The 16,372-nt window shown below is 47.6% G+C and carries 17 protein-coding genes and 1 tRNA gene; 11 read left to right on the top strand and 7 right to left on the bottom strand.

Annotation, left to right across the window (positions count from 1 at the left end; genetic code table 11):
- Nucleotides 1–17 precede the first annotated feature (17 nt).
- Nucleotides 18–347 (top strand): hypothetical protein, encoded by a 330-nt coding sequence (locus tag Q0224_RS08095; RefSeq protein WP_297950400.1) that lies wholly within the window; start codon nucleotides 18–20, stop codon nucleotides 345–347.
- A 207-nt stretch (nucleotides 348–554) separates the two neighbouring features.
- Here the strand turns inward: Q0224_RS08095 and Q0224_RS08090 are convergent, their stop codons facing one another.
- On the bottom strand, nucleotides 555–704 hold the full coding sequence (locus Q0224_RS08090) for a hypothetical protein (protein WP_297950398.1): 150 nt from the start codon (nucleotides 702–704) through the stop codon (nucleotides 555–557).
- Between the two features lie 102 nt (nucleotides 705–806).
- Here Q0224_RS08090 and Q0224_RS08085 point away from each other — a divergent pair, with 102 nt between their 5' ends.
- Nucleotides 807–2,207, top strand: coding sequence for a hypothetical protein (locus Q0224_RS08085; RefSeq protein WP_297950396.1), 1,401 nt, complete (start codon nucleotides 807–809; stop codon nucleotides 2,205–2,207).
- A 413-nt stretch (nucleotides 2,208–2,620) separates the two neighbouring features.
- Here the strand turns inward: Q0224_RS08085 and Q0224_RS08080 are convergent, their stop codons facing one another.
- Nucleotides 2,621–3,613, bottom strand: coding sequence for a hypothetical protein (locus Q0224_RS08080; protein ID WP_297950394.1), 993 nt, complete (start codon nucleotides 3,611–3,613; stop codon nucleotides 2,621–2,623).
- Nucleotides 3,614–3,623: 10 nt separating this feature from the next.
- Nucleotides 3,624–4,145, bottom strand: a complete 522-nt coding sequence (locus Q0224_RS08075; RefSeq protein ID WP_297950392.1) for a hypothetical protein — start codon at nucleotides 4,143–4,145, stop codon at nucleotides 3,624–3,626.
- Nucleotides 4,146–4,244: 99 nt separating this feature from the next.
- Between Q0224_RS08075 and mobB the strand changes: the two genes are divergently transcribed.
- From mobB to dapE, 6 genes are all read left to right on the top strand, one after another.
- Nucleotides 4,245–4,733: a molybdopterin-guanine dinucleotide biosynthesis protein B gene (mobB, locus tag Q0224_RS08070; protein WP_297950390.1), complete on the top strand. Its 489-nt coding sequence runs from the start codon at nucleotides 4,245–4,247 to the stop codon at nucleotides 4,731–4,733.
- Between the two features lie 9 nt (nucleotides 4,734–4,742).
- Nucleotides 4,743–5,591: a class 1 fructose-bisphosphatase gene (locus Q0224_RS08065; protein ID WP_297950388.1), complete on the top strand. Its 849-nt coding sequence runs from the start codon at nucleotides 4,743–4,745 to the stop codon at nucleotides 5,589–5,591.
- Nucleotides 5,591–5,800, top strand: coding sequence for a hypothetical protein (locus Q0224_RS08060; protein ID WP_295151906.1), 210 nt, complete (start codon nucleotides 5,591–5,593; stop codon nucleotides 5,798–5,800). Before Q0224_RS08065 ends, Q0224_RS08060 begins: the two co-directional genes overlap by 1 nt.
- 457 nt (nucleotides 5,801–6,257) lie before the next feature.
- On the top strand, nucleotides 6,258–6,401 hold the full coding sequence (locus Q0224_RS08055; RefSeq protein WP_297950386.1) for a hypothetical protein: 144 nt from the start codon (nucleotides 6,258–6,260) through the stop codon (nucleotides 6,399–6,401).
- A gap of 538 nt (nucleotides 6,402–6,939) precedes the next feature.
- Nucleotides 6,940–7,509 carry a LysE family transporter gene (locus Q0224_RS08050; protein ID WP_297950384.1) on the top strand — a complete coding sequence of 190 codons (570 nt, stop codon included), beginning with the start codon at nucleotides 6,940–6,942 and terminating at the stop codon, nucleotides 7,507–7,509.
- A gap of 15 nt (nucleotides 7,510–7,524) precedes the next feature.
- Nucleotides 7,525–8,703, top strand: a complete 1,179-nt coding sequence (dapE, locus tag Q0224_RS08045) for a succinyl-diaminopimelate desuccinylase (protein ID WP_297950383.1) — start codon at nucleotides 7,525–7,527, stop codon at nucleotides 8,701–8,703.
- Between the two features lie 1,074 nt (nucleotides 8,704–9,777).
- Here dapE and Q0224_RS08040 read toward each other — a convergent pair.
- Nucleotides 9,778–10,341 (bottom strand): methylated-DNA--[protein]-cysteine S-methyltransferase, encoded by a 564-nt coding sequence (locus Q0224_RS08040; protein ID WP_297950382.1) that lies wholly within the window; start codon nucleotides 10,339–10,341, stop codon nucleotides 9,778–9,780.
- Between the two features lie 26 nt (nucleotides 10,342–10,367).
- On the opposite strand from Q0224_RS08040, the gene Q0224_RS08035 reads away from it, so the two are divergent.
- Nucleotides 10,368–10,568 (top strand): hypothetical protein, encoded by a 201-nt coding sequence (locus Q0224_RS08035; protein WP_297950381.1) that lies wholly within the window; start codon nucleotides 10,368–10,370, stop codon nucleotides 10,566–10,568.
- Here the strand turns inward: Q0224_RS08035 and Q0224_RS08030 are convergent.
- Together Q0224_RS08030 and Q0224_RS08025 are read right to left on the bottom strand one after the other, a co-directional pair.
- The gene (locus Q0224_RS08030; RefSeq protein ID WP_297950380.1) at nucleotides 10,552–12,453 is read right to left on the bottom strand and encodes a hypothetical protein; all 1,902 of its coding nucleotides are present in this window, start codon (nucleotides 12,451–12,453) and stop codon (nucleotides 10,552–10,554) included. The genes Q0224_RS08035 and Q0224_RS08030 overlap by 17 nt on opposite strands.
- Nucleotides 12,454–12,478: 25 nt before the next feature.
- Entirely contained in the window at nucleotides 12,479–13,291 is an 813-nt protein-coding gene (locus Q0224_RS08025; protein WP_297950379.1) for a M23 family metallopeptidase, read from the bottom strand.
- Nucleotides 13,292–13,399: 108 nt separating this feature from the next.
- Between Q0224_RS08025 and Q0224_RS08020 the strand changes: the two genes are divergently transcribed.
- Entirely contained in the window at nucleotides 13,400–14,215 is an 816-nt protein-coding gene (locus Q0224_RS08020; RefSeq protein WP_297943234.1) for a lipid-binding SYLF domain-containing protein, read from the top strand.
- Between the two features lie 255 nt (nucleotides 14,216–14,470).
- Nucleotides 14,471–14,546 (top strand) — tRNA-Lys (locus Q0224_RS08015).
- A 515-nt stretch (nucleotides 14,547–15,061) separates the two neighbouring features.
- On the opposite strand, the gene Q0224_RS08010 is transcribed toward Q0224_RS08015, so the two are convergent.
- Nucleotides 15,062–16,372 carry a sugar transferase gene (locus tag Q0224_RS08010; protein WP_297950378.1) on the bottom strand — a complete coding sequence of 437 codons (1,311 nt, stop codon included), beginning with the start codon at nucleotides 16,370–16,372 and terminating at the stop codon, nucleotides 15,062–15,064.

The raw sequence follows: 16,372 nt of genomic DNA, 5'->3' as shown, positions 1-16,372 counted from the left end.
ATTTACGAAGCGGCGAAATGAAAGCAAAGCGAAATCTTATAGTTAAAATTTTAGCCGCTTCGGCTTTTATCTGCGAAATTTGCGCGGCGACTCAAAATTTTTCGGCTACTAAAGATGCCGCGAAATCGCTTAAAGAGGATGAAATTTTAATCCTTAAAAGCGATCTTGCCGCTGCCAAAAAACAAGGCGGCGCGCTGCAAGAGCTAAATTTAGAGGAAAGGGAGATTGCAAAAAACGCGCTTAAGCTTCCGTTTGAAATTTACGAGCTGCGCCTTTCGGAGGATCAAAATACGCTCTTCGGTTTGGGCGACGACAAGGGCGGTATCGTCCTGATCGATGTTACCTAGCCGCACACTCTAAGGCTTGCGGGCATATTTTCTTTTCCGCAGCATGAGCTTGATCCCGCTTACATAGATATCGCGCAGAGCAAAAACGGCGAAAGTCTATTCGTCGCCGATCCGAATTTCGGAATTTATAAGCTGGATCTTAGCGACCGAAGGGATATTAAAATTTCGGCTCGGCTTGAGGCGCGATTTGTAAATAAAATAGAGCTTTCAGCCGACGGACACACCCTTTTTGCGAAGGATTTTTTTAGCACCCTTACCGCCTATGATGTAAAAGATAATAAATTTACGCAGCTTGCTTATTTTATCGCCCCTTCCAAAGTCGATAAGCGGGAATACGATTACGCTTGCGCACCGCATAGATTATCCGAAATAAAGGAGCTCGGCGATCTAAAACTGCTATCTGAGAACAAACTCTTGCTGGCAAGCTGGACGGGGTTTTATATTTTAGACATATCGGATATGGATAAGTACCGTACAAATGCCGCGCAAAGCTTTAATATCTTAAAGCAGGTCCGCTATATCGCTCATCCGCATTTAGAAATCGATAAAATGACGCTATCCAAAGACGGCAAACGGGTATTTTCATCAAATTGGAGCGAATTTGGGCTGTATGATTTAGGCAAAAACGACACGGCCCAATCAAGCGCGTATTACAGCGGCGCGCACTTAAATAATTTTAAAGTCATAGAGGATCTAAATTTAGCCTACTTAGGCAAAAAAATATCCGAAAAGGGGGAGTTTCCAAGCATAGATCTGATCGATTTTAGCAACAAACTCGACCCCGCCCCGATAAAAAGATATCTCTTTCCGCAGAGCCTAAAAGGCGTAAGCGTCGAGTCTCGCGGCAAATATCTATTCTTTTCCTATTTTACGAAAAACGGAGCGTTCATAAGCGGGCTTGATCGCGCTTCGTTAAGCTCCGCCGAAAAATCCGCGCAATCTGCGCAGATGCAAAATGAAAATTTAGCCGAAAAAAGCCCTGAAGGAAAAGGCGCGATCTGGGAACTTCCTTACGCTAAAAACGGCTTTAGAACCGTCGATAACATAATAAAATCTCCGCAAGGATATCTGCTCCTTGCAAGCGCAAACGATGAATACCGAGTCTCGCTAGTTGCGTTAAGCGAGCAGGGAGCTGAGCTTTGGCGCAAAAAATTAAATATGGTATCCGCAGCCAATATGCCGGTAGCGGCGATGGACTCGTACGCGCTTTTGGATAATCAAATTTTAGACGCCGAAACGAAAAAGATAATCTACGAATTTTCTATTAAATTTAAAGAAGTAGCGAGCTTCGGCGATAAATTTGCGGCGATAGACGAAAACGACGATCTGTGCTTTTACGAGAGAGAAAAACTGCTATGGAAGAAAAAGCTAAATATCGCAAAGAGCAAAAGGCCGTTTGACGGCACCATGACAAAGATAGCCAAAATATCCGAAAGTGAAATCCTGCTCATCATCAAAAAAGACGGATTTTTAAAATTTAACGCCAAAGGCGAGGAGCTTTGGCATAAGAGCGTAAATTTCGCCCGCACGAAGGATGGCGGCGTCTCGGACGAACTCGTAATGGATCAAAAAGCGCAGCCGTTAAAAGCAAAGGACGGATCGATATTTCTGCTGGCAAAATTCGGCGCGAATATCGCAAAATTTGACGCTTTCGGCAATGAAATTTGGAGAAATCAGATTTGTGGAAGAGATCGCAGCGTCTGCGATCTGCCCGATACGCTAAACGCGACCTATAAATTAGCAAACTACAAAGAGGGGCTACTTCTAATCGGCGCAAACGACGCTTCGGAGGATCAGACGATATTTTTAGAGCTTAATCTGGACGGCAATATATTGCGCGAAAACAAAGCGAAATTGTAAGATTTTTGGCTCAAAAGCGCCGTAAGCACGGATGACGGAGGCGTTTTAATAGGCGGAGGCACTCACGGCGACGATACGGTCATAATAAAAATCCGCTCCGACCTGCCGCTGGATCAACAAAAGATCAAAAATTTAAACAGATAAACTATCCGCAGCTTATCCGCCGCAAAGGCTGTGGCAGGTTTAAATTTAGCCGCTTTTGCGGTCTGCTTGCGGTGATTTAAAATTTCGTAACTTCTGATATGCAGGTCGCCGTTTAAATTTCGGCAAGCTTTAAATTTTAAATTTGCGCTTGCCGACTGCGACGTTTTAGTTAAATTTAACGGCGCGGGGCCTGTAAGCGCGAGATGATTTAATCGCGATTTAAATCGTGCGGCTCCGCGAGCCGTTTTAAAATTTAGCGATCAAATTTACTATTTAAAAAGCCCTTTGATCTTGTCAAAAAGCGACTTTCCGCCGCCTGCGGAGGTTTCATCTTTATGATCTTCTGCGGCGGAATTCTCGCCGCCGTCTTCTATCGTATCGCCGCTGTACGGGGCGGAATTCTCGCCGCCTGCTTGCACTGTGCTGCCGCCGTCCGTTTCTATTGCACTGCCGCCCGCTGCATTGACGCCGCGCGAGGCGGAGCTTTTTTCGTCGCGTTTCTCGCCGCGCAAGGTAAAATTCTCTCTGACCATCCTAACGCCGCCGCCTGCCTTATCTCGCTCTATCGCTTCGCCGATCTGCTGCGCAGCGATTTCCGCATAGATCAGCGCGCCCTGAGTATCGCAATTAAAAAGATTTGAAAACGACTCGGACCTATTAAGATCAATCGGATTGGGCTCAACCACTTCGGTAGCCTCAAGTAGCCCTACTTCAAGCTCGCGCGCCAAATTTAGCGCCTTTAAAAACACGGGCAAATTCTGCGCATAAAACTCATCTATCGCCTCTTTTATCTCGCCGCCCGCCTCATAATCGCGCAGCAGTTTCTGCACGCTAGCAGCGCTAAGATACGCGCCGCAGCAGTAATTTTCGATGATCTCGTTATGAATTTGCCCGCTAAATTCCGCTAGAAATTCCGCCGGCAAAACCTCGCGCCAATCGCTTATGTAGGTTTTAAATTTAAAGCTTTGCTCCGCCAAAAAGCTAAACGCCGTGCCGCGCGTGTAAAAATACTCTCTAAAATAGCCCTGCGCCACGGCTATATGAAATCCGTGCGTTTTATTAAAAATCCTCTGCGTGCCGTACTGCAGCGCCGAGCGGAAGCCGTCCGCGTATTTTTCTACATAAAATTCATCCATCTCTACCTCGCGCGCGATTTTAGCGATAGCCTCAAAATCGCCTTTCTGCGCGAGCTTTAGCGGCTCAAAATACCACTGCGAAATTTCCTCTTTGCCGATCGCGTGGTAGCTTATGTCGTAGCCCACCTTCTCTCCTTTAATCTTTCAGATCGATCTGCGGCTGCCAATACAGCGACTTTGAAACTTTACGAAATTTCATCGTGGCGCCCAGATCATTTGAGGTGCGGTAGCTAAGCACCAGCTCGTCCTTATCGCTCTTAGGCGCGGTGATCTTGTAGCGGCTCGACCACGCGATCTTAAAAAGCTCCTTTTGCAAAAGCGGATCTCCGTCGTGCAGCGGCACTACGTTTGCGTTTACGCCGTTAATCTGCACCGCACGGATCTGAATCTCTTTAGGATAGGAGGTGAGCAAAAATACCTCGTCCTCCGCGGCGTTTCTAAGCTCGGGCGCGACGGGATTTAGATAGGTCGCCACTCCCAAATATCGATCGCCTGCACGCACCGATTCAAATTTTTGCGTGTAGGCCAGAAACTCGTTTTTAAGCGGATCGTGACGGGGATCGTTTGCGGAGCAGGAGTTTAAAAATAGCGCTAGCGCGGCTAGGAGCGAGCCCTTTAGCAGGCCGTTTAGCGCGCCGCTAAAATAAAATTTCTTCATCGATCTTCCTTTGAAATTTTAGGCGCATTTTAACGAATTTTGCTTTTTAAAAGGCTAAATTCGCTACAATCGCTCATCTTAAAAAGCCGGATTTTAAAAATGAAAAGACTTGCTATCGCATTTTCAGGCCCTTCCAACAGCGGCAAAACGACGCTAATTTGCAAGATCGCTAAAATTTTTATCGCTAGCGGACTTCGGACTGCGATCGTAAAGCACGATCCGGGCGATAAGGCGCGCTTCGACGTAGAGGGCAAGGACAGCGCCAAATTTAGCGAGCTCGGCGCCGAGACCGTCGTGATGAGCCCAACGCGGACGAGCTATTTTTCGCAGCGCTGTATGCAGATTGACGAGGTCGTGCGGATGCTCGGAGATTTTGACATCCTGCTCGTAGAGGGGCTAAAGACGCTGCCGCTGCCGCGCATAAGCCTGTTTCGCGACAGGATCGATCCGGCGTATCTGCCATTTTCGGATGCGATCGCTTCAAATTTAAGCGGCGAGCAGATGGATAAATTTTGCCGCGTAAATTTCGACATCAACGATGCTGCGGGCATTAGCGAATGGATCTTAAAAAACGCCAAAAAAATGTAAAGGAATAAAATGCAAGAGATCGTAAAATCAATCCAAAATATCGCGCTACAAATCGCCGAGGAGCTGAAATACGCGGACTTCGGCTACACAGATCATCACAACAGCACGGGCGATACGCAGCTCAAACTCGACGTAAAAAGCGACGCCATAATCGAGGCGGAATTTCGCAAAAACCCGCTCGTACGCGCCCTAATCAGCGAGGAAAAAGATGAAATTTTAACGCTGCGAGAGGACGCGCGCCTAATCATCGCTTACGATCCGCTCGACGGCTCTAGCTTGGTGGACGTAAATTTTGCTGTGGGCTCGATATTTGGCATCTACGAGGATGAAATTTCGCCCGCAAACTTAAAAGCGGCGATCTATTGCATCTACGGACCGCGCCTTGAGATGGTCGTTTGCGAGGACGCGCCGAAGCTTTATCGCCTAAATCGCGAGGGCAAATTTAGCTTCGTAAAAGAGCTGCGCCTACAGCAAAAAGGCAAGCTAAACGCCACCGGTGCGACGCAAAAGGGCTGGAGCGATCTGCACCGAAAGCTCGTGCGGGCGCTGTTTGATGAGGGCTACCGCCTGCGATACAGCGGCGCAATGGTAAGCGACCTGCATCAAATTTTATTAAAAGGCGGCGGACTTTTCAGCTACCCCGCTACTAGCGATCATCCGCGCGGCAAGCTTCGCGTAACCTTCGAGGTTTTGCCGTTTGCGTTCATATTCGAGCGCGCTGGAGGCGCCACCAGCGACGGCGCGAACGGATCGCTTTTGCAACTTAAAATCGAGAAAATCCACCAAAGCAGCCCTTGCTTTTTCGGCTCGAAATACGAGATCGCAAAGATGCATGAAATTTACGGCGAGAAAAACTGATGGCTGATACCGAGAGCAGCGCGCCGCGCGACGTTTACGACGAAATTTTGGATAAAAGCTTAGCCGCGCTGCAAGCGTGCCAAGCCGAGCACAACCTCACCAGCTGCCTGGAGTGCGAGAAGCTGCTAGATTGCGCGGTGCGCGACAAATACGTCAAGGCGGTCTATGAGAGCATGTCGCACGGCGCGACGGGGGATTTTTCGTTTTAAATTTAGCTATTGCGATCGCGGAATTTTACGAAGCAGGCTACTTAAAGCCCTTGCCTCGCGGGCTTTTCACGAAGATGGCTACGGCGTGAAATTTACTCTGCGGCGTAAATTTAATACGGCGGCGCGCAAGATTTGCTTTGCGGCGCGGAATTTGCCCCGCAGCGAAACGATAAAATTTACGGCGCGTTAGCCTCGCGGCGGGGTCTGCTTTGTGGCGCGTCTGTTTTGCGGGCAAGGTTCTGCGGCTGCCGATAAAAATTTAAAATGAGGGCGTAGCCAAATTGCGGGCGCGGCTAAATTTCAAACGCACATACGGTTAATTCGGCACGCGGCTAATTGAAGCGGACAAACGTTGATCGGGCTCCGCGATCGGATTTTTAAAATTTACGGATAAAATTTTAAGGCGCGATTTCGCTTCGCAAAATTTCAGCCGCGATTTACGAGCGCGGATACGCAAATGTCTGAAATTACGCAGAGCCCCGGCGGGCTAAATTTTACCGCCGCGATCTTAAAATTTACGCGACTAAAACTTACCGACTTGCGCGAGCCGCCGTTTACCGCCGATCTAAATTTTGCCTTGTTAAATTTAGCTCACGACTAGAGTGATGGCTCTGCTACCAGCGATGAAATTTAAATTTCGACTTGCGGAATTTAACTCGAAAACTTAGCGGCGCAGGCGAGACGACGGATTTTGCCTCGCAAAATTCTAGCCGCAAAATTTAAAGTGCAAATTTAAACTACGATCTATGCGTTAAAATTTAAAAACTAAATTTGAAGTCTAGTGAGCGGGTCCGCCACACAAATGCTCGTATAAATTTCAAGCACTAATGCTCATATTGAAATTTTGCGACTGAGCGTGCCGCGCGAAGCGCTCGCCAAAATTTCAAAGCCGAGCGCGCTACGACGCACGCGTTAAAATTTTAAGGCTAAGGCGCATTGCGGCGGCGGTTGCGTTAAATTTAAAAACCGATCGGCTGGCGCGCGGAATTTTAGGATTGATCCATTCGCGAAGCTGTGCGTCATTGATCTGTTCGCAAAGGCGCGCGTCATCGCTCTATCTGCAGCGCCGCGCATTGAAATTTTAGACAGATTTGGGGGATATAAACAGAGGAATGCAGCCATTCGTACAAGGGGTTTTGATGGGGTTGGGCGTTAGCGTGCCGATCGGCCCGGTAAACGTACTGATAATGTCCTACGCGCTACGAAGCTACACCAAGGCGCTGTGCCTGGGCCTCGGCGCCATGAGCGCGGATATGCTCTATCTGGCGCTCTCGGCATTCGGGATATCGCAGTTAGCCAAAATTCCGATCGTTTTTACCTGCATATCGGTATTTGGCGCGTGCTTTTTGCTCTACATGGCGTACGCGATCTGGCATGGCGCGGCTAGCTCGGTGCAACCTGCAAGCGTCGAGGCTTGCTCAGGCGCGGCGCTTTATGGCAAAGGCTTTTTAATAAATTTACTAAATCCATACGTCATTATGTTTTGGCTCAGCGTCTCTGCCGGCACCGCGCGAGCAGATTTTGCGCTTGCTCTTGCGGGGCTTGTAAGCGGAATCTTAGCTTGGATCACGCTTTTCCCGCTTGCGATATATCTAGCTCGCAGCAAGCTTCCAAATATAGTAGTGCGGGCATTTGCATATATCTCGGCGTTTATTTTGGTATTTTTCGCACTAAAGCTTTTATACGCTATAATTTTTGCTAAAATTTAAACCAAAGGATGGCTTATGAAACCGATTGAAATTCTAAAAGAGCTCATCAAATTCCGCTCGCTCACGCCTAGCGACGACGGAGCTTTCAACTACGTCTCGATGCTGCTGGCGGACTTTAGCGAGGATAGATTCGAGCTAAACGGCGTAACTAACGCGATTTTTACCAAGCGCTTCGGACAGGGTCCGCATCTGTGCTTTGCCGGGCACATCGACGTAGTCCCTCCGGGCGAGGGCTGGGCGAGCGATCCGTTTGTGCCGGTGGAAGCGGACGGCTTTTTATACGGGCGCGGCGCGCAGGATATGAAAAGCGGCATCGCAGCGGCGATCTGCGCGCTAGCGGCGGCACACGATTTTAAGGGCACGCTAAGCCTACTACTAACCAGCGATGAGGAGGGTGACGGCATCTACGGCACGCGCGAAATGCTCTCTAAATTGCGCGAGCAAGGTGCCCTACCCGACTTCGCAATCGTTGCGGAGCCTACATGCGAAGTGCGCTTCGGTGATACCATTAAGATCGGCCGTCGCGGCTCGATTAACGGCGTCCTCACACTCACGGGTATCGGCGGGCACGCAGCCTACCCAGATAAATGCATCAATCCTGTCCACATTTTAGCGCCGGTGCTAGCAAGCCTCGCGGGGCATGATCTGGACGCGGGTAGCGAGGATTTCGCTTCGGCTAAGATAGTCATCACCGACATTCGCGGCGGTTCGCAGGTAGTAAACGTAACACCCAAGGACGTACGCGTGATGTTTAACGTACGCGGCGGCGTAGGGCTGGGGCTAGAAGACGTGCGAGACTACGTACTGAGATTATTTGAGCTAGATGCAAAAGACACGCTGTGCAACGAAAGCGAATCCTGCGGCAAGCTAGAAATGAGCTGCACCGCGCAGCTGCGAGCAGGCGCGTCGCTACACCTTGCGCTAAAAAGCTCCTCAAAGTCTTTTTTAACTCAACGAAACTCCAAAATCGTGCAAAAACTAAGCGCTAGCGTGCAGAAGATCTGCGGCGCAGCAGCCGAGCTAAACACCGCAGGCGGCACGAGCGACGCGAGATACTTCGCGGAGTTCGGCGTGGAGACGGCGGAGTTTGGCGTGCGAAACGACACTATCCATCAGATCAATGAACGAGTAGAGATTAACGACGTCGAAAATTTAACTAAAATTTTTAGCGATCTGATAGAAAATTTCGGCTAATTTAGGAATTTGGCAAAGTTGCGTAGATTTGATAAAAATTCTTCGTTCTGCCAAGCTTTGCTGAATTTGCCGGGTTTTCGCTCGTAGTTGCTTGGCAAATTTTATCTTTGCCGCGCGTATTGCGTAGAAATTTTGCCCTGCTACGCCGCTTTTGCTAAGAAGAATTTTATCTACAGCACGCTCGCCGCTTTTACAATTACTTTGCTATGCAACGTCGCTTTCGCAAGAAAGAAGCCTTAGCTAAACGTCGCCACTTCGAAGGTGAGCTTTGACGACGAACGCTACCGCTGCTAGGAATTTTTTAAAAGAATACTGCTTTTGCGCGAATTTCAGCAAATAGCGCGGTCTTTGCGCAAATTTCCCTCGCTCTCTTCGCGCAAAATTCCATCTTCGCTAGGTGTCTCTAGCAGCATACTGCTGTACTTCGCCGCCTCCGCGAGAAATTTTATCTTTGGCGCACCCGCCGCTTTCGCAAGAAGCTTGCTAAGATAATGCCGTTTCTGCTGGGATACCGCCCGCTTCGTGGATTTATAAAATTTTACTTAGTCACGTTACCGCTGGGATAAATTCTGCCCCGGTTACCGCTTCTGCGCGGATTTTAACCCCGCTTCGGCAAGCGCAATTAAAAATTTACTTTGCCTTAATACGGCGGCGTTGAATTTTACCCTTGCAGCGCGGCAGCATAGAATTTTTAGCCTCTGCAAAACTCCACAACAAAACCTTGCTATCCTTGCCTATTTTCACGAAATGGATTCAAAATTTTGCTGCTTTACGCGCTGCTGCACAAAATGCACGCAAGATGAAAATTTATCGAAGGACTTCAGCGCAGAATTTCGCGAAGCCAAATTTTATCACTGCGAAAAATTTCAACCGCTCATAGCAGGCGTCTAAGGCGCGATAAATTTAAAATTAGGGCTTTAAGTCAGCATAGCAAGTTTCGCTTCTTGCAAAATTTTAACTGCTTTGGTCGCCGCAAAACTAGAAATTTACAAAATCGATTTATGAAATTTCGCAGCGTCTCGCGGTAAAATTTTAAAATCAGCGCCGTGCCTGCAAGGCAGAATTAACGAAATTTTACTTGCCAAATTTGGTTAAATTTTCTCTTTCGAAGTTTAGCAGCCACGCTTTGGTCGCTACGCCGCCCGCGCCGCTGTATCCTCCGAGCCCGCCCGCAGCTACGACGCGGTGGCACGGCACGATGATGGGAATTTTGTTTTTGCCGTTTGCGCCGCCTACTGCGCGGCTTGCGTGCGGTCTGCCGATAGCCGCGGCTAGCTCGCCGTATGTTACGACCTCGCCGTAGGGGATCTCTAAAAGCGCGCTCCACACGGACTTTTGAAACTGCGTGCCATTTTGGCTCAGTTTAACGCTAAAGCTTTCAAGCTCGCCCCTGAAATATGCGCCAAGCTCGTCGGTGCAAAGAGCCAAATTCTTTCTTAAATCGCTAAGCCTTAAATCGCGTCCTTTATCATCCGCTGCACGCACAAAGCCGAATTTAAGCTCTGCGTCGTGTTTTTTAAAGATCTCATCATTGGGGCTGCAGGCAGAGCTTTTGACCCAGTCGATATTGCAGATCCCGATCTCGTCATCCCAAATTTCAAGCATTCCAATGGGCGAATTAAAAAAGGCTTTTTGCATCTCAATCCTTTCAAATTTTTACTGGTTTGATCAAAAAAATTTTAAAAAGCGCTTACTGCCAGTGCAAGCTAAAGCTCGAAAACGGCAGAATTTCATGCGGTAACGCTAATTTTTTAAAATTTATCTGCAAGGCGCTGCAAAGCCCCTACTCAAACCGCATGATGTTTACTAAAACAATTCTATTAGATAGCGGAGTGGATAAAGAAAAAACTACTCAAACCGCATGATGTTTACTAAAATCCCGTCGAAAACATCTTGCTTAAAAAGCTTAATCTCGCGCACGATATCTGCATTGTCGTCGTCGATGACGCCGTTTTTAACGAGGCTGTCCTCGATGAGCTTAAAGATAAAGGCGTGGTTGCTGACGTCAGAGATACCGCTTTTAAAGCCCATTTCAAGGCGCACCGGCACGCCTATGTGCACGCCGCGCAGATCCTTGGCGATGTAAAGATCAGCGATCGTGCGCACCATCTTTTTCGCCATTTGGTAGCTCGCCGTGGACGACAAAATATCATTAAGACCGAAATTCTCCATCAAAAGTGGAATACGAACGCGCGCCAAAACCCCTTCGCCCGGCTCGCTCGCGCTCTTTTTCAAAAACGAAATTTTAATCCTGTGCACGATACCTATGAAGCGCGGCTTAAGCTCGATGAGCCTAGCTCTAGGCGCTTGCGGTAGCGAGATAGGACGCGAAGCGCTTGCAATAGGCAGAGCCTGCGGACGCTCTCGAAGGCTCTCGCGCTCTTTCGTAGGCACTTTGCGCTCAGGCTTGCCATAGAAATTTACGGGCTTAGCCGCAAAAGTTGATTCGCTCCCAAAAGCAGCAGACGCAGGCTCATCACCAAGCGCCCCCTCCGCCATAGAAGAAGCAAACGTAGAATTCTCACCCGTTAACGCAGACTGCGCGGATTGCTCAAATTCGGGCACAAATTTATTTCCCGCTTGCGGCGGCAAATTTGAAGGGTGCCGCTCTTGTGCGGAGATTTTCTGTGCTAAATTTTGCTCGTCGGAATTTTTTAGCGCGTAATTTTGCCCTTTTGCCAAAAATATTGAATCCTCACCGACGAAATTCTCATCTTGAGGCGCGAATTCCAAGGCATTTTCTAAGGCAAAATTTGCGGCACGGCAGCTAGCGGAATTCGCGATTTGCCCCTTAGAAAACTCGGAGCCTTGAGGCCCACAATCATTTGCGCACTTTATATCAAGCGCAGAATTTGCGAAAGTGGAATTTTTTGATGCAGAGCTTTGCGCCGTAGAATTTTTACTTCGTAAGTTCGCGCCCTGCTCTGCTACAAACGAATTTTCAGCTGCAAAATTCTCCGTTTGCGCCATAAAATTAGAATTTTGCGCCTCAAATGCGGAATCTTTCACGAGCGCAGAGCTTTGCGCGGAAATAAAATTTCGCGATGCAGGAATGAAGCTTTGTCCTTTGGCAGAATTCATAGACGCAGAGCTTTGCAGCATAAAATTTTCACTCCTCGCATTTGCGCTCTCTTCGAAACTAGCAGCAAGCCCCACACTCATGTCATCCTGCGCAGCATCATTTTGCAAAATTAAATTCTCGCGCGCCGTATCCCACGCGGTATCTGCGCAAAATTCCGCCCGAGCCGCACCATAAAATTCTGCTTGCGAAGCATCTTGAAATTCTGCTCGTGAAGCAAAATCTCGCACACTCTGAGCGCTGCGCGCAGGAAAATCTCGCTCGCCGCGCCTTGCATTTGTGGCATACGAGGTCTTTGCCAAGCTGTCGCCAGCCTCGGGCGAAACTGCGCCCGAATCTCCTTCGCAAAAGCTACCAAAATCGCAGGCGCCGTCAAACTCCGCATAACCATCTGCCGCGCGGAGACGATCTGCGCGGGCTTTCTTTTTAGGCGTAGAAGAGAGCGTGAGCCTACCTGCAAGCTCGCGTCCGCCAGAGTTTAAAATCCCAAAAATTCTAGCTCTAAAGCGTTCGAACTGCTCGCCACTGAGCGAAATTTTGTCATTTAGGCTCTGCACGCCGAAGTCTGCAGCGGTAAAATTTACGATCGCTCCGTCCCTACTCGCGACGCGCACACGACCTTTGACCGAGCCTTTTAGCTTAAAATCGCTACCTGCGAGAATTTTTTTCATTAATTCCTTCGGATTGTAGGACATTTTAGCGCTCGCCAAAAACCACTTCGTTGAATTTAGCGACGAAGCTTAGCGGATTGACGCTCACGCCGTTGATCGCGATGCCGAAGTGCAGATGCGGGCCGCTGACTCTACCGCTCTCGCCCGAAAGCGCGATTTCATCGCCTTTGTGAACGTGATCGCCAAGCGCCACTTTGATCTCGCTTAGATGATAGTACTGCGAATAGATGCCGCCGCCGTGATCGATCACGACCGAACCGCCGGCGTAGTAGCGGTCTTTGGCGATGACTACGACGCCGTCGTTGGCGGCGCGCACCGCAGTGCCTACCGCGGCGCGATAATCGGTGCCGCTGTGATAGCTTTTAAGCTCGCCATTAAAGGTGCGGGCATTGCCGAATGCAGAGGTTATTTTGGAGTTTAAAGGCAACTCAAACGGCGTGGAAAAAAGATAGCGTGGCGTGGTGATCGCATAGATCGCGTTGGCTTCGTCGAGCTCTTTTTTGATACGTGCGGCGGCTTCTTTGGGCGGTTTAACTTTACCAGGAGCGACACTTAAGGCCTCTTTTTTATACTCGCCCTTTTTCAAAGCGACGATCTGCTCGTGGCTGCCGCTTTGATCTACTATCCGCAGCGCGAAATCCCCCTTAGCGCGGTAGTTTGCCGCCAAAACGGCGATTTTATCGCTAGAATTTGGCGCCGTGATGAGGGGGATTTTCTTTGAGCCAAAGCTCAACTCGGTCGTGCTTTTATCTAATTTTAAGATAACAACATCACCGTTTACTATGTCTAAAGCGAAAATTTTGATCGCCAAAAGTGCAAAAATAGCTAGAAATTTCATAAATTTTCCAAAATTCGTTATTTTTCATCAATTTTTTGTTAAAAATTAGCTAAAACAAATGAAATTGCTGTTATAATAACGAAAATTCAATTTTAAAAGGATTAAATGATGAAAAAGTTTTTGCTTCTAGCATCTGTTGCACTTTGCGGTCTTTTGCACGCGGACGTCGTGGCAAATCAAGAGGTTATAGCGGCGACTAACGTCGTTAGATCTTTCGTAGCGGCTAATAACTTCGGCACCGATGAGCGCTATCTAACCAGCGCCAAAGCCGTCGCAATCCTAACCGACGTAAAACGCCTAGCTGCGGGCGCATCGCTGCAGTACGGCGATGGAATTTTTAGTGTCAAAGGCGAGAACGGTGAGTGGAGTTCACCGATTTTTATCAAATATAAAGGCTACGGCGTGGGCTTACAGGCAGGCTACGAGACGAGCGACATCGTGATGATCTTTCATACTACGAAGTCATATCAAGACATTTTTACTGGCACAGACACCCTTGAGATCAATGTAGGTGCTGCAGCAGGCGGCGTAGGTAGAAGAACCGGTCGCGCAACCGATCTACCTGATATTTCTGCATGGATGGTAAGCCCGGGCGAGCAAACAGGCGTCTACCTAGGCGTATCGATCGACAACGGCAGAATCACTATCGACGATCAACTAACTAACGACTTCTATGAGAGAATTTACGACTACGAGGATATCTTAAACGATTCTCCGCGCGCGAATAAATACGCAAAAAGATGGAAGGAAGTGATGAGGAAGTATTTCACAAACGGCGAGAAATATGGCGCTAGCAGCAGTGCAGCGATACCTGTAAGTCACGTGCAGAAAAAATACCCTGATGGTAAGCCAATCATCTCAAACCGCTCTCCTAGAACTCATGCTAAGGCTACGCGAAGCAAAAAGGCTAAAAAAGCAAAATAAATTATCGAGCCAAGCCCCGCCTATGGGGCTTCTTGTTTTGGCTTTGTGTTGAGTTTGTGCAAGAGCGCCTAGATGTGAAATTGAAGCGCATAGGTTATTTTTTTAAAAAATTTATTGATTCTTTACTAAAGTATTTTATTTAATTTTTATGAGTCATTGGATATATAAAGACTGATATAATTTTATGAAATTTAACGAAATTTTTATAAAATTTAATCAGTTTTTTATATTTTTATCACTACAATTACAGTTCTTGTCTCGTTAGCTCAGTTGGTAGAGCATCTGACTCTTAATCAGGCGGCCGTAGGTTCGAATCCTACACGGGACACCATTTTTACTGCTCAAATAGATCAAAATTTTATCTACAAATTACCTAAATTTTAAAATAGCTGTCGCTTTTGCAAAATAGGCATTTTAAAATTTTAAAATATGTCAACGCGGAAACGAGGATAAAATTCATCTGCTTTGCGTAAATTTTACATAGTAGTATTCGCGCAAAAGCGGAAAGCGGCAGTGAAATTTATCAGGTAGCGCTATTTTTATGTGTGCTTAAACAATATGATTAACGGCTAATACTTTTCCCGCGATACTACATAATCTTGGTCGTCTGCATTAAACTATCACCATTTTTGCATAGTCTTATTTTACGCAAGCATGCGATGAAATTTCAAAATTTCAAATTTTGCACTGCAAACTCCTAGCTATTGCCGCGCGATTGTATTGTTATATATGATTTTAAATAGTGCAAATTTAGCCTCAAGCGATTCTAATATCTCGATCGAAGCGCCGTATTAAATTTAAAATTTATCTCAAAAGAGGCAGCCCCGTTTTAAACTCTATAAACTATCAGCTTGCCCCTTCGCGCGCCAAAACGACTTTGAAGGTTTTTAAAATAATTACGATGTCGTTCCAGATCGACCAGTTTTTCATATACCACGTATCCATGCCCGCCCTGGTCGCAAAATCCACATCGCTGCGCCCGCTCACCTGCCAAAGCCCCGTAATGCCGGGCTTGACGGCCAGGATGAGATCGGCGTATTCGCCCATATCTTTGCGCTCGTATTGCGCGCACGGGCGAGGACCTACGATGCTCATTTCGCCCTTTAGGACGTTGATCAGCTGCGGAAGCTCATCGAGCGAGCTTTTGCGCAAAAAATCGCCTAGCTTCGTGATGCGCGGATCATGCTCGTATTTATGATATTTTTCAAAATACTCCACTTCTTGCGGATTTTGCTTTAGATACTGAGCTAAAATTTCGTCCCCATTCTCTTTCATCGAGCGAAATTTCAGGCATCCAAACGGCTTGCCGCCAAATCCCATCCTTTGATGCGAAAAAAATATGCGTCCCGCGGGCTCTTTTAGCTTCATCATCAGCGCGATTACGCCAAAAATCGGCACCAACAAAGGAAGCGCCAAGAAAATTAGCGCCAAATCAAGCCCGCGTTTAAGAGCTAAATTTAAAGGGCTTTTCAGAGAATTTCGTATCGCAAAGAGGCTGGTGCGCGAAGCAAAAACGCTGTAAATATCCGTCTGCGTAAAGTCGTATGAGCGCAACACGGGGGTGAATAAAATTTCTTTGTTTTTTCTGATGTTATGTTCGATAAGCTCATTCAAAGCCTCCGCACCAAGCCTGCTTCCGCCGATAAATAACACGTCGTAATCGCCGCCAAGAGCTCTAACATATCCTAAATACGCGCTTTCTAAGACGGCGCTCTCAAACTCCTCGCCCTCGCCTAAAATTTTCGCCCTCTTCTGCCATAATCCAAATTTAAAAAGCTTCCTTTTCGTTACGAGCTTAAAAAGCGGCAAAACCACCGCCATAAAGGTAAAGCTCAAAATAAAGCTGGCACGCGAAAATTCGTAATTGACTTTGATTAAAGCAAGTAGCGCTAGGCTTAGTAAAAGCCCCAAGAAGCAGCTTTTTACTAAAATTCTACTCTCGTGCCAAAAATCATATCGCCTCGAATAGATCCCCTGATAGAAAAATAGAAATATCATTATGACATAGGACGGCGCGAAGCCCTGATACCTGCCAATGTCCAGTAGCACGCTATCGCCGTAGAGCAGATTTTTAAGCACCACGGCAAGTCCGAAGCAAAGCCAGATGCCGAAAATATCGACAGCCAAGATTATCAAAACGCAGAGTTGCTTTTTCAT

This window comes from uncultured Campylobacter sp. (assembly GCF_938002845.1).
GTDB lineage: Bacteria > Campylobacterota > Campylobacteria > Campylobacterales > Campylobacteraceae > Campylobacter_B.
This window is presented reverse-complemented; position numbering and strand designations above follow the sequence as displayed.

Coding starts and splice junctions, on each gene's coding strand:
- Q0224_RS08025 (WP_297950379.1), bottom strand. CDS start 13,291: ATGAAATTTCTAGCTATTTTTGCACTTTTGGCGATCAAAATTTTCGCT.
- Q0224_RS08010 (WP_297950378.1), bottom strand. CDS start 16,372: ATGAAAAAGCAACTCTGCGTTTTGATAATCTTGGCTGTCGATATTTTC.
- Q0224_RS08060 (WP_295151906.1), top strand. CDS start 5,591: ATGGCTGATACCGAGAGCAGCGCGCCGCGCGACGTTTACGACGAAATT.
- Q0224_RS08050 (WP_297950384.1), top strand. CDS start 6,940: ATGGGGTTGGGCGTTAGCGTGCCGATCGGCCCGGTAAACGTACTGATA.
- Q0224_RS08065 (WP_297950388.1), top strand. CDS start 4,743: ATGCAAGAGATCGTAAAATCAATCCAAAATATCGCGCTACAAATCGCC.
- Q0224_RS08055 (WP_297950386.1), top strand. CDS start 6,258: ATGTCTGAAATTACGCAGAGCCCCGGCGGGCTAAATTTTACCGCCGCG.
- Q0224_RS08020 (WP_297943234.1), top strand. CDS start 13,400: ATGAAAAAGTTTTTGCTTCTAGCATCTGTTGCACTTTGCGGTCTTTTG.
- Q0224_RS08030 (WP_297950380.1), bottom strand. CDS start 12,453: ATGAAAAAAATTCTCGCAGGTAGCGATTTTAAGCTAAAAGGCTCGGTC.
- Q0224_RS08085 (WP_297950396.1), top strand. CDS start 807: ATGGATAAGTACCGTACAAATGCCGCGCAAAGCTTTAATATCTTAAAG.
- dapE (WP_297950383.1), top strand. CDS start 7,525: ATGAAACCGATTGAAATTCTAAAAGAGCTCATCAAATTCCGCTCGCTC.
- Q0224_RS08040 (WP_297950382.1), bottom strand. CDS start 10,341: ATGCAAAAAGCCTTTTTTAATTCGCCCATTGGAATGCTTGAAATTTGG.
- Q0224_RS08075 (WP_297950392.1), bottom strand. CDS start 4,145: ATGAAGAAATTTTATTTTAGCGGCGCGCTAAACGGCCTGCTAAAGGGC.
- Q0224_RS08090 (WP_297950398.1), bottom strand. CDS start 704: ATGCGGTGCGCAAGCGTAATCGTATTCCCGCTTATCGACTTTGGAAGG.
- mobB (WP_297950390.1), top strand. CDS start 4,245: ATGAAAAGACTTGCTATCGCATTTTCAGGCCCTTCCAACAGCGGCAAA.
- Q0224_RS08095 (WP_297950400.1), top strand. CDS start 18: ATGAAAGCAAAGCGAAATCTTATAGTTAAAATTTTAGCCGCTTCGGCT.